The sequence below is a fragment of the Pedobacter gandavensis genome (assembly GCF_032677645.1).
GTDB lineage: Bacteria > Bacteroidota > Bacteroidia > Sphingobacteriales > Sphingobacteriaceae > Pedobacter > Pedobacter gandavensis_A.
In genome coordinates, this window is the sequence record NZ_JAVTSB010000009.1 from 169,316 (window position 1) to 183,379 (window position 14,064).

General features: G+C 41.3%; 5 protein-coding genes. 3 read left to right on the plus strand and 2 right to left on the minus strand.

All coding sequences use genetic code 11. The annotated features are described in order from the left end of the window. The first annotated feature begins 13 nt into the window (after positions 1-13). Positions 14-2,341, plus strand: coding sequence for a M1 family metallopeptidase (locus R2Q66_RS16295; RefSeq protein WP_316750885.1), 2,328 nt, complete (start codon positions 14-16; stop codon positions 2,339-2,341). 316 nt (positions 2,342-2,657) lie between these two features. On the opposite strand, the gene R2Q66_RS16300 is transcribed toward R2Q66_RS16295, so the two are convergent. Together R2Q66_RS16300 and R2Q66_RS16305 are read right to left on the minus strand one after the other, a co-directional pair. Further along, positions 2,658-5,801, minus strand: coding sequence for a DNA gyrase/topoisomerase IV subunit A (locus R2Q66_RS16300; protein ID WP_316750887.1), 3,144 nt, complete (start codon positions 5,799-5,801; stop codon positions 2,658-2,660). Positions 5,802-5,950: 149 nt separating this feature from the next. After that, complete coding sequence (locus R2Q66_RS16305; protein WP_316750889.1) at positions 5,951-6,439, minus strand: cytidine deaminase; 489 nt, start codon at positions 6,437-6,439, stop codon at positions 5,951-5,953. 166 nt (positions 6,440-6,605) lie between these two features. Between R2Q66_RS16305 and R2Q66_RS16310 the strand changes: the two genes are divergently transcribed. Further along, positions 6,606-11,795: a translocation/assembly module TamB domain-containing protein gene (locus tag R2Q66_RS16310; RefSeq protein ID WP_316750891.1), complete on the plus strand. Its 5,190-nt coding sequence runs from the start codon at positions 6,606-6,608 to the stop codon at positions 11,793-11,795. Further along, positions 11,779-14,064, plus strand: coding sequence for a BamA/TamA family outer membrane protein (locus R2Q66_RS16315; RefSeq protein WP_316750893.1), 2,286 nt, complete (start codon positions 11,779-11,781; stop codon positions 14,062-14,064). Before R2Q66_RS16310 ends, R2Q66_RS16315 begins: the two co-directional genes overlap by 17 nt.

Here is a 14,064-nt window from a genome sequence, read left to right on the forward strand (position 1 = left end):
TTACATACATCAAATGAAAAGAAACCTACTGCTCCTTGCTTTACTCTTTATCAGCATACACGGTTCTGCACAATATTTAAACAATCCGGGCTCCAACCACGGCAATAAGTTTGAACAACTGGGAACCATTATTTCTGACCCAAATTCTTACCGTTCCGCTTCCGGTGCACCCGGCCCTGCCTATTGGCAACAACGCGCAGATTACGTAATCAATGCAGAACTAGATGAAAAAAATCTTCGCCTGAAAGGCTCTGAAGCCATTACTTATTACAACAACTCTCCAGACCCACTAAGTTATCTATGGGTGCAGCTGGATGAGAATGAGCATAAATCTACAAGCGACAACAAGCTGACTGAAACCAGTAAGATGACCGACAAAATGGATTACCAGAAATTAGCAGGCATTATAAACAGTCCGAATGATCTGGGTGTAAAAATCATTAAAGTAACTGATGAAAAAGGAACTCCGCTTCCCTATACCATCAACAATACCATGATGAGAATCGACCTGCCGGCAGTTCTTCAACCTAAAGGCAAATACAAGCTTAACATTTCCTGGACTTATAATATTTCAAACCGCATGACCGTTAACGGCAGAGGCGGTTATGAATATTTCCCGGAAGATGACAATTACCTGTTTACCATCACCCAATGGTTCCCAAGAATGGCGGTTTACTCCGATTATCAGGGATGGCAAAACAAACAATTCGAAGGAAGAGGTGAGTTTGCACTGGTTTTTGGAAACTACAAAGTAAACATGACTGTTCCGGCAGATCACGTAGTTGGTGCAACCGGCGAATGTCAGAATTATGCGCAAGTGCTTAACAGCAATAGTCTGAAACGATGGAATGCTGCACAAACGGCAAAAGCTCCGGTTGAAATTGTAGACCTGAAAGAAGCAAAAGCTGCTTTAGCTAAAAAAGCCAGTGGTACAAAAACCTGGACTTATGTTGCAGAAAATGTAAGAGATTTTGCCTGGGTATCTTCCCGAAGATTAGTATGGGATGCGATGGCCACCCATATTAACGGTAAAAAAATCATGTCTATGTCGTACTATGGTCCGGAAGCTTACCCGATTTACAGTAAATACTCCACTAAAGTTATTGACCATACCTTAAAAGTATATTCCAAACACACCATCCCTTACCCTTATCCGGTGGCTATTTCAGTAGAAGCGGCAAACGGAATGGAATACCCGATGATCTGTTTCAATCATGGTCGCGCAGAAAAAGACGGCACCTATACCGAATCCACTAAATATGGGATGATTGGCGTGATTATCCATGAAGTAGGGCATAACTTTTTTCCGATGATTGTCAACTCTGATGAACGCCAATGGTCATGGATGGATGAAGGCTTAAACACCTTCTGTCAATATCTCGCAGAACAGGAATGGGACATCAACTATCCTTCTCAACGCGGGCCGGCACATAAGATTGTTGATTACATGAAAATGCCAAAGGATCAGTTAGAGCCAATAATGACTAACTCTGAAAACATCATCAACTTTGGTCCTAATGCGTATGCAAAACCGGCAACCGCTTTAAACATCCTCAGAGAAACCGTAATGGGCAGAGAACTGTTTGATTATGCCTTTAAAGAATATGCGAAAAGATGGGCTTTTAAACACCCTACGCCTGCTGATTTATTCCGTACGATGGAAGATGCCTCGGCAGTAGACCTGGATTGGTTCTGGAGAGGTTGGTTTTTTGGAACAGATCCGGTAGATATCGCCTTAAATGATGTTCGTTATTACCGCATGGACAGTAAAAAACAACAGCTGGAAAATAAGGAAAATCAAAAATCATTTGATAAAAACAATGACAACCTCAGTAGAGATCGTAATAGAAAAGAAGGGATAAAATTTGCAGTAGAACAAGACACTAGTCTATTGGATTTTTACAATAAATTCGACCGTTTTGAGGTGACTAAAACCGCAGACGCCGAATTTCAGCAATACTATGGCGCGCTATCTGATGAAGAGAAAAAGCTTTATGAAAGCAAAAAGAACTTTTATGAACTTGAATTCTCCAATGAAGGTGGTTTGGTGATGCCAATCATCATTGAGTGGACTTTTAAAGACGGCACCAAAGAAATAGATCGTATTCCGGCCTATGTATGGAGAAAGAATGAAAACCAGGTGACTAAGGTTTTTGCAAAAGACAAGGAAGTTATCGCGGTTCAGTTAGACCCTTACCGTGAAACGGCAGATATAGACGAGAGTAACAACTCCTGGCCAAGGAAGGCCCAACCTTCAAGGTTTGAGCTGTTCAAGCAGCAGCAAGCACCAAGAGGAAGTTCTACAGGTAATAACCCGATGCAACAAGCCCGACAAAAATAAATAAGGCTTTCCCGATTTTCATTTAGGTGATTATAAAAATTTATAGGATTACAAAAAAGAAGCTGTATCACAAAAAAAGTGATACAGCTTCTTTTTTTTGGTATTTGGGCTCGGATAGCCCAAATACTGCTCTGGATCTGGTCGGAAAGAGCGTTAATTTTAGTTAGGGTTGCCTAAACTATAGGAAAGGGTCTGGATAGTTAAACATACACCAAACTATGAACAACCTATGCTGACCCCTTTCTATACTCTATCTGAAGATGCCACTCTTCCCGACCACAACCCGACCACTTCCTATGATGTCTTAAATTGGGTTTTAAAACAACCCCAACTGACCTTTATTGTCTATATCCACATCATCAGGATTGGTGATCTCTAAGATGATCTCCTTAGCGGGCTTCGCCTCTTTATCCGTTTTTGCAGCGTTCCATGCCTTCTTAGGCTTTTCTTTTTCGACTGGTACTACCGGCATTGTTGCTTCCTCAGCTGCTGGCCCTGTTTCCTCTGTAACTGGCGTTATCTCCTCAGTTTCGGCTAATTTAGCCTTAACTGGTACTTCCAAAGCCTCTTCTTCTTTCTCCACATCAGCTACAACAGCACTAACAGGCTCTTTCTTAGCGGTATTAAACGGCTTTTTAACTACCGGTTTAGATTTCTTCTCCACAGCCTTATCAACAGAGTTATCAACATTCTGATCCTGAATAACCTCTTTTACCAACAGGTTTTCCACAACAGCATCTGCTGTGTTTTCCTCAGCGTGATCAGTAGCATCCTCCGTTTCGGCAGCTTCGCTATCCTCAACAACTGAATCTTCCTCAGCTGAATCTGCTTCATTTGTAGCGGCACTATCGTCCGGATCAACAATATCCGGATCAGTTGGGTCTGTATCTGTACTTTCTGGTTCTTCGCCAGACTCCTCTTCTGTACTATTATCGACCTTCCCTACTTCTTCCAATTCGTCCTCTTCATGGTTAAAGATTTCGATATGCTGAACATCATGTTGTGTTAAACGGTTTCCATTTGCACGGATTCCTTTTAGATCAATAAATTCAGCAAGCAGGATTTCCAGGGTCTCCGGAGTCTGTGTTTTACCTTTTAACACATCTACCTTTAACATCGCCTCAGGGTTACTGGTTAAGTAAAGGAACTTAGATCCGTTTTCTTCCGAAATCAGACTTAGTTTTTTTCCTACCCCAATTGGTTCGAAAACAAAGCGTTTCACGAAGTGATTCTTTGCTTTACCTTCATACTGAACTACAGTAAAAGGCTTTTCAGGATCATATTTCTGAATCAGGATCAGATCTGCATCAAAGTGATTGGTTAAATCAAAAGTACTCAGCTCATACCAACCGTCTTTATGCACTTGCAGGATCTTATCATCCCCATCAAATTCTCCAAGATATTTACCTCTGCCATCCACATTTAACCTTCTCAACAAGTCATCATACCAGATTTTCAATCCTGATAAGGTAGACACCCCTTTACTTTTCAGTAAGATCTTTTTGATCGGGTATTTGGAAACGATATTTCCCTGCGAACCACGTCCTTTGATGGCGATTTCCGCAAGATCCAGATCGAACTGCGTTTTCTTTAATTTCGTATGTGGTTTCAATAAGACCGTCACGATTTCTGCTTCCCCGTTAGGGTTGGCTGTAAAGTAAAGCACTTTAGAGCCTTTACTTCCTTTAGTCAGGTCGTATTCCTTATCACGGGTAATGCCGACTACCGCAAAGCGTTTCACGTAAGAAATTCCACTTGCCCCATCCTTATAGATCAGGTTGTAAATCGTACGCTCATCGCCTTTTTTAAACACCTGCGCATGTAAGATTCCCTTACCTACAAAGGTTTTATCAGCCACCTTGGTGATGATACATTTTCCATCTTCCCTGAATACGATCACTTCATCGATATCCGAACAATCGGCTATAAACTCATCTTTACGCAAACCGGTACCAATGAAACCTTCTTCTCTGTTCAGGTATAACTTCACATTGGCTAAAGCCACTTTAGACGCTTCTACCCTATCGAACAAGCGGATTTCTGTTTTCCGTTCTCGTCCTTTGCCATATTTATCCAGTAATTTCTGGAACCAGGCAATGGCATAATCTGTTAAGTGACGTAAATGATTTTTTACGACTTTAATCTCATCCGCCAGTGTTTTCATCTGATCATCCGCCTTCTTCACATCGAAGCGCGTAATGCTACTCATCGGTTTATCGATCAGCTTTTTGAAATCCTCCGGCAGGATATCTCTGTACAATTGCGGCATAAAAGGAAGGAACAATTTGTTCAATACCTCTACTACAACGTCAAAGTTGCCTGAATTTTCGTATTCGGCATTTTTATACATTCCCTCCTGAATAAAGATTTTCAGCAAGGAGCTAAAGAAAATCTTCTCCTGAAGTTCGTTCAGTTTAATTTCTAATTCCAGTTTCAGTAAAGCCTTGGTGTTGTTCGTATTCTCGATCAGAATATCGTTTACACTTAAAAAGTGAGGCTTATCTCCTTTGATGATACAAGTGTTTGGGGAGATAGAAACTTCGCAGGAAGTGAAGGCATACAGTGCATCAATGGTCACATCCGGAGATATTCCAGGCGCCAGCTGCACTACAATTTCCACATGAGCGGCGGTATTGTCTTCAATCTTCTTGATTTTAATCTTTCCTTTATCATTTGCGGAAAGGATACTATCGATTACAGAACCGGTAGTGGTGCTGAATGGAATCTCCGTAATGACTAAAGTCTTCTTATCTTTCTCCGTGATTTTAGCTCTTACCCTGATTTTACCACCACGCATACCTTCATTATAAGCAGAAAAATCTGCCATACCACCGGTAAAGAAATCTGGTAATATATTTGGGCGATGACCTCTAAGCACTTCTATGGAAGCTTCCAGCAATTCGATAAAATTGTGGGGCATTACTTTCGTGGCTAAACCAACTGCAATACCTTCGGCACCCTGGGCCAATAATAAAGGAAACTTTACAGGTAAAGTAACAGGTTCATTGTTACGGCCGTCATAACTCAACTGCCATACGGTAGTATCCCCGTTGAAGACCACTTCATTGGCAAATTTCGACAAACGTGCTTCAATATAACGTGGTGCAGCAGCGCTATCACCGGTAATCGGGTCGCCCCAGTTACCCTGACAATCGATCAGCAAATCTTTTTGGCCGATCTGTACCATGGCATCGCCGATAGAGGCATCCCCATGTGGGTGATACTTCATCGTGTTCCCGATAACATTTGCGGCTTTATTGAAACGTCCGTCATCCATCTCTTTCAGCGAGTGTAAAATACGTCGCTGAACAGGCTTCAAACCGTCGTTAATGTGTGGTACGGCTCGATCCAGGATAACATAAGAAGCATAATCGAGGAACCAGTTTTCATAAAGTCCATTGATAGGAATTACGGTATGTTTGCTTTCTTCGTTTACGTTTTTTTCTATTTCGTCGCTCATCAAAAATGGATTGGATTCTGTAAATATAAGGGTTGAAATCGAAATTTTAAGCAGCGAGTTCCCAACAGTCTTTCGTTAAGAAAACCAGCATTAGGAAAGAGATATAGCTTAATTAGCCAGGAAGAACACGCCCCGGTTAGCAAAAACAATTATACTGACAGTCGCGTTTCCTTAAACAGGAAAGGCACCAGATTTTTTATCCCTTTAACTTTTAAAATTTCCCCGTTGATGCAATAAAACAAGACTACAATTTCTTGTTTTTGTCGCTGTTCAAACTCAGCCATGACCTGTAAACAGCCACCACAGCAAGTCACCGGATTTTCGATCACAAAGTTATCAGTTTTAGCGGTAATTACCATACTTTCAATCACTGCGTCAGGATCTTCTGAACCGATCTTAAACAGGGCTACCCTTTCCGCACATAAACCAGATGGATAAGCCACATTTTCCTGATTGCTGCCCAGAACTATTCTGCCACCTTTTAGCTGTACTGCCGTCCCTACTTTGAATTGCGAATATGGAGAATAAGACGTTTTCAATGCTTCCTCTGCCTTTAAGCACAAGGCTTTATCCTCCTCATTTAACTCTTCCAGTCCACTAAATGCCTGGTAGCTGATTGTGAAATTTCTTTCTTCCATGGGCTAAACATACAAATTCCGTGGCTTCCCTAAAAATCAATTTTGTAACCCTCGTCATAAACAATTTTATTATATTGATTGTACTTATAGGTATAAGCGGCTAAAACCTGCCCGGTGGCATGGTTTTAGTTAACCCGTAATACTACAAACTATCAATTTAAGCCAATTGAATAAATATCTACGCAAAAGTTTAAAAGTCATTTTATGGATCATCGCCAGCCTCATTTTGCTGGTGGTCCTGCTGGTACTTTCCCTACAGATTCCTGCTGTTCAAAATTTCGTAAAAAACCAGGCCATCAGCTACTTAAAAAACAAGACCAAAACAGAGGTGAGCCTGGAAAGCATCCATATTGCCTTCCCTAAGGACATTGTGATGAACAAGTTCTATATCGAAGACAGAAAAGGTGACACTTTGCTGTATGCGCAGAAATTGGCAGTCGACCTGGATCTCTATAAGATCTTCAACAATAAAATTGAGGTCAATAATATTTCTTTAGAAAAAATCAGGGCCAATGTGACCCGGATTAATCCGGACACAACTTTCAATTTCTCCTTTTTAGTGGACGCATTTATGTCCGATCAAAAGAAACCGGAAGATCAGGTGGAAAAAGACACCACCTCTACTCTTAAATTTTCGATCAATAAAATCAGTCTGGATGATATTGGTATTGTATATCGTGATGATGTAGCAGGAAACGAGATGAAACTTAATCTTGGTGAATTTAAAACCAATATTAAAGACTTTGATATGGATCAGCAGCGCTATGTAATCCAATCTCTTTCCTTAAAAAACACGGACTTAAAATATGCGCAGCGCAAACCACTGACGCAATTAAAAGCGCATCTGGAACAAAGTATTGATACGGCAAAAACGGAATCTGGAAAACTACCCTTAGTAGAGATCCAGAACTTCGCTTTTAACAACGTAAAGATTGGATTTGATGATCAATTGTCGCAAATGAGCGCAGATGTTAACCTGAATGAGGTAATACTGACGCAATTAATTGCCGATCTAACCAATAATAAATACAATGTTGGAGAAGGTAAAATCAACAATTCTACGGTAGATTATAAAGCGGCGGCTTCACAAATGAAGGCCAAGGTGAATCTGAAAGAATTCTCTATGAGTAAATTGATGGCTGATTTAACCAAAAGCAATTACCAGTTAGAACAAGCCAGCTTAATCAATTCTGATATCCTGTTTGCGTTTAAACCCGCAGCTGCTGCAAAACCGTCTTCATCGGCAAAATCATCCGGCTCAAAATCAGCAACAGCTGCAAAAGCAGCTACCGGTACAGATCCTGCTGCTTCAGCTCCGATTTCTTTACTACTGAGCAAGTTAAACCTTTCTAAAAACAACATACAATACGACGACCTTAGCGCGAAGCCAACCAAGGGCATGGACTTCAATCACCTAAAAATCAAAGATCTGGATGTCATTGCTGAAGGACTGGCTTATGGTCCTGATGGCATTAAAGTGAAAGTAAATAAAGGGTTTATGAGAGAAAAAAGCGGCTTCCAGTTGTCAAGGTTACAGGGAGACGTTTCTTACAGTGACAAGGCCGTTTACGTTAAAAACTTCATCTTAAAAACACCAAATACCTCAATAGAAAACGCAACTTCCCTGACCTATACTTCCATGGAGGACCTGACGAAGCATCCGGAAAGGGTGAAAATCAACATGGTGGTTAAAAATTCTACGATAGGTCTTAAAGATGCCGGCTATTTCTCTGATGCTGTTCCTGCTGCCTATAAAAATGAAAAGCTAAGGATCAACGGTAGCGTTAATGGATACCTCAACAACCTGAATATCCCGGGATTTCAGGCTTATGGTTTAAAAAGCACCAAAATCGACCTTAATGGTAAAGTGAGGGGCTTGCCGGATATGAACAAGCTTTATATTGACCTGAACATTAAACAGTTCTCCTTAACTAAACAAGACTTACTGGTTGTTATTCCTAAAAACACCTTACCCACAAACATAGAATTGCCAAACACGATTCAGGCGAATGGTAAATTTACCGGCTCCTTAACTAATTTCAACACCGGATTCAACATCAATACAGATATGGGATCGGCTAAATTACTGGCCAACATGAAAGGGCCGAAAGGAAAAGAGCAATATGCAGCCAACATCAACCTGAACAATTTCAATGTTGGAAAACTGTTGAAACAACAGGCACAGTTGGGCAAGATTACGGCAAAAGCCACCATTACCGGTACTGGTTTAGATGCAAAAACTGCCGCAGTAAAAATCAAGGGACAAATTGCAAGTGCTACCTACAACAAATACACCTACAAAAATCTGGATATCAGCGGCACTTATGCGCAGCAAAAGCTGAATCTGAAAAGCAATATGGCGGATAGTAACCTGAACTTCAACTTAACCGCAGCGGTAAATATTGCCGGTAAATATCCATCTGTAAAAGCAAAAATGGACCTGACACAGGTAGACTTGAAAGCGCTGAACTTTAGTCCGACGGAATTTAAAGTTGCCGGTACCATAGATGTAGACCTGAGTACAGCCGATGTCGACTACCTGAACGGTGATGTCTTTATTAAAGGCCTGCAAGTGGTAAAAGAAGGGCGGAGATTTAACGTAGATACGATTCAGCTTCATGCAGAAACCAGTGCAGAGAAAAGTTTACTAACCTTAAAATCGGAGCTGATGAGCGCCCGTATCGACGGAAAGTATCAATTGTCTAACCTGGCCACCGCAGTAACCAATCAAATCAATAAATACTATCAATTTGGAGAAGTAAAACAGATTCCTGATCAGCGTATCCGTTTCTTTGCCAAAATATACAACCCTAAATTTATACAGGATTTTGTGCCTGAGCTAACCACCTTCTCCCCTTCCTATATCTACGGATTACTGGATACGAAGAAAGATAGTTTAGCGATGAAAGCCTGGGTTCCGAAGGTGGTTTATGGCGATTACAAAGTAGACAGCACCAGATTGAGCATCGACAATACCGATCAGAAAATCAATTACAAGCTTACAGTAAAAAGCCTGCAAAGCGCTTCTATCAACTTGTATAATACAGAAATCAGCGGGGATGCTGTTGGCAATAACTTAGGGATTAACATTTACCTGAGAGACAGCAAGCTCAAAGACAAATACCTGCTTGGTGGTACTTTCCAATCTATCAATAAAGATTTCCGCTTTAGCCTTGATCCTCAAAAACTCTTGTTAAACTACCAGAAATGGGTGGTTGCGCCAGACAATTACATTCAGTTTGGGCAATCCGGAATTATGGCGCGGAACTTTGACATCAGCAGAGACAACCAATTACTGAGCGTCAATAGTGTGGGTAATGAAGCCAATGCGCCTTTAAAAGTATTATTTAAAGACTTCAAAATTGAGACCTTAACTAAGTTTGCCGAGCAGGACAGCTCCCTTCTTGGTGGTTCTATCAATGGAACAGTGGATGCAAAAGACCTGATGGGAACGCCCAAATTTGAAGCCGATCTTACCATTGATCAGCTCCGCTACCAAAAAGACCAGCTGGGCACCTTGCGTGTAGCCGTCAATAACAATACAGAAAACGCTTTTGAAACCAATATTGCCCTAACTGGTGTTCATGAAGTCAGGGCCAATGGCTTCTACTATACCGCACCGGAAAGCGCGCTGGATTTAACGATAAATGTGGATAAGATAGACCTGAAACAGCTGGAAAGCGTTTCTATGGGTCAGATTAGAAAAGGATCAGGAACCATCAGCGGACAAATGGCCGTGAAAGGACCTTTAACCGCTCCGAAAATAAATGGAGAAGTGAAATTTAACCAGGCTGCATTTATTGCGACCTATGTAAATTCTTACTTCAGGATGCCAAATGAAACCATCAGCTTTAATGAGGAAGGCATAAAATTTGACAACTTTACCGTATTAGATTCCTTAAATCAGCCTTTAAAAGTAAATGGAAACATTTACACCACCAATTATACAGACTTCCGTTTTAAGCTGGATATTTCTGCTAATAATTTCAGGTTGATGAACTCTACTGCTGCCGACAATGAGATGATTTATGGTAAAGTATTTGTCAGCACCAATTTCTTAAGAGTCCGTGGTGATCTATACCAGCCACAGATTAACATGAACATTACGGTAAACAAAGGCACTAAATTTTTCTTTGCCATGCCGAGTTCAGATCCTTCAATCATAGATCAGGAGGGCGTGGTGCAGTTTATAGATGAAAATGCGCCACCGTTTAATGGCAAAATCGCATTATCTACCGATAGTGTGGCTAAAGCTCCGATCAGGGGTATCAACCTGAGTGCCGACCTGACCATGGATAAAGATGCCGAATTTACTGTCGTGGTAGACCCTTCTAACGGTGACCAGCTAAAAGTAAAAGGAGAAGGAACTTTAAATACGACGATGGATCCGAGTGGTAAAATAAGCATGACCGGCAGGTATGAACTGAGTGATGGTTCTTATAAACTATCTGTGGGTGGTATTGCAACCAGAGAATTTAAAATTCAACAAGGTAGCAATATTGTCTGGACTGGCGAACCTACTTCTGCAAACGTAGACATTACCGCATTGTACGAAGTAGATGCTCCGGCAATTGACCTGATTGCTAATGAAGTGGGTGATGAATTCAGAACTCAATCCAAGCAAAAATTCCCATTCCAGGTTTACCTGATGATTACTGGTGAAATCATGAAACCGATCATTAATTTCCGTCTGGATTTACCGGAGAATGAACGTGGCATTATTGGTGGACAGGTTTATGCCAAATTGCAATCCGTAAATGCCAATGAGAATGAGCTAAACAAACAGGTATTTGCGCTGTTAGCCTTAGAACGTTTTATTGCAGACAATCCTTTCCAGAGTCTGGCAGGAAGTGGCAATGGACTGGTGGCCAACTATGCCCGACAAAGTGTGAGTAAATTACTGACAGACCAATTGAACAACCTGGCTTCCGACCTGATTAAAGGGGTAGATGTTAACTTCGGACTGAATACCTCGGAAGATTATTCTACGGGAAAACTGGAGAACCGTACAGAACTGGAGATCGGTCTTTCGAAGAAACTCTTAGACGACAGGCTGACCGTAACCGTTGGTAGTTCTTTCGGATTAGAAGGTGGTTCAAATCAAAACAATCAGAATTCCAGCAATATTGCAGGAAACGTAAACATAGAATATCTATTGTCTAAAGACGGTCGGTACCGCCTGCGTGCTTACAGAAAAAATCAAACGGATGGAATTATTGAAGGTCAGATTGTAGAAACTGGTATCGGTTTCGCACTGGTTGTCGATTACAATAAATTCCGTGAGATCTTTAAACAATTCAAAGACAGAAGAAATAATAAAAAAGAACAGAAGCCCAAAAATGAGAAAGCGAATTAGACCTTTATTTTTTATGAGTCTTTGCCTGGTGTTTTCTGCCTGTAGCAATATTAAATACCTGCCGGCAGGACAGAATCTATACACAGGTGCAACAGTAAGGATTAACCCTGATTCTGCCGCAAAAATTGCGGATGAAAAAGAGGTGAAGGATATTTTGGAAAGCAAGACCAGACCACGCCCTAACTCCTCTATTTTAGGCCTGAGGATAAAACTATACATCTATAACCTTGCCGGACAACCTAAGAAACAGAAAGGCATCCGCTACTGGTTGCGCAATAAAGTTGGAGAACCACCGGTATTACAAAGCGCAGTTAAAATCCCATATAACAATGCCGTTTTAGGTAGTTATTTGATTAGTCAGGGGTATTTACAAGCCAAAGTAACCGGAGATACCATCGTAAAAAACAGAACGGCAAAAGCCGTTTACACGGCCGAAACCGGCGACAGGTATATCATTAATAAAGTCACCTTCCCAAAAGATAGTGCAGGAATTGCAAGGCTTATCAATCAAAACTCCGCGAATTCCTTACTTAAAGTGGGGAACTTTTATGATTTCGACGTCTTTAAAGCGGAGCGCGAGCGCATCGACAACGACCTTAAGCAGAGCGGTTATTTTTACTTTAACCCCGATTACCTGATTCTTCAGGTAGACAGTGCCATTGGGAATCACCGTGTAAATGTTTTTGTAAAAATAAAGGAGATCACCCCTACTGCAGCGCTGAAACCTTACACCATCAATGACGTCACCATTTACCCGAACTTCAATCTGAGAAGAGATTCTGCCATCCGCGCCAGTAAACCGATCCTTTATAAGGATTTTATCATCAAAGACCCAACACACATGTTTAAGTTAGGGGTGTTCGACCGTCTTGTGTTTTTCCAGAAAGGTGAGCTGTACAACCGTAAAGACCATAACCAATCTTTAAACAGAATGGTAAACATCGGAACATTTAAGGTGGTAAAAGCTGACTTTATACCGGTAGACAGCTTCAAAAACGACCAGCTGAATGTGAACTTCTACCTGACCCCATTAAAGAAAAACTCCCTTTCTTTCCAGGTGTTGGGAACGAGTAAGTCCAACAACTTTGTGGGTTCAGAAGTGAAGCTAACACAGACCACCAGAAACGTATTCCGCGGTGCCGAGCAACTGGAAGTGAGTGCCAGCGGTGGTTTTGAGAAGCAAATTAAGGGATCAAACCAGAAACAAGGGAATTCCTACTCCTTAACCGGACAGGCAAAATTGATCTTCCCACGTTTTCTACTGCCATTCTTTAAGTTCAACAGTACCAATGCTTTTATCCCTAAAACCAATATTCTGGCCTCATATCAGATTCTGGATAGGGTAGATTATACCTTGAAGGCGGCAAAAGCCGAGTTTGGTTATGGCTGGAAAGAAAGCATTTATAAGGAACATATATTTAACCCGATCTCCATCAACTATGTGAAATCGAATGTAGTAGATTCTGCTACTTTGTTTGAGAAAAACCCCTCTTTAAGAACCAGTTTGGAAAACCAGTTTATCGTTGGCTTAAACTATAATTTCACCTATAATGACCAGATAGATCAGCATAAGAGAAACAATATTTATTTCTCCGGAGATCTGGAAACTTCAGGAACACTTTTCGGCATGTTTGCTTCTAAAAACGATGCAGGGAAAAAAGCTTTATTTGGCACCGCATTGTCGCAGTTTATCAGACTGGAAGGTGATGTCAGAAATTACTATAAAGTGAACAAAAAGGTAACCTGGGCCAACCGTCTGAACATCGGTTATGGCTATGCTTATGGAAACGATAGGTCCATGCCATTTGTCCGCCAGTTTTTTGCAGGTGGAAGTAGTGATATCCGGGCTTTTGGTTCCAGATTATTAGGACCGGGTTCTTATGTGATTCCAGACAGCTTAACGTTCAAAGATCAGGGTGGTGACATTAAGATCCTGTTCAATACAGAATTGCGTTTCAAAATAGTGAGCATGCTTTACGGGGCTACATTTATTGATGCCGGAAACATCTGGCTGAGAGAAAAAAACAACCTGAAACCTGGTGGGGAATTCAAATTCAACCGCTTCCTGAGTCAGATGGCCATAGGTACTGGTGCCGGATTAAGGGTGGACGCCTCTTTCTTTGTCATCCGTCTGGATGTTGCCTTCCCTGTGAGGAGACCTGATTTACCGGGTGGACCAGCATGGGTGATTAAGAACATCGATTTTGGCAGTAGTGCCTGGAGAAAACAAAACTTAACCTATAACCTGGGTATTGGTTATCCTTTTTAA

Coding starts and splice junctions, on each gene's coding strand:
- R2Q66_RS16295 (WP_316750885.1), top strand. CDS start 14: ATGAAAAGAAACCTACTGCTCCTTGCTTTACTCTTTATCAGCATACAC.
- R2Q66_RS16300 (WP_316750887.1), bottom strand. CDS start 5,801: ATGAGCGACGAAATAGAAAAAAACGTAAACGAAGAAAGCAAACATACC.
- R2Q66_RS16305 (WP_316750889.1), bottom strand. CDS start 6,439: ATGGAAGAAAGAAATTTCACAATCAGCTACCAGGCATTTAGTGGACTG.
- R2Q66_RS16315 (WP_316750893.1), top strand. CDS start 11,779: ATGAGAAAGCGAATTAGACCTTTATTTTTTATGAGTCTTTGCCTGGTG.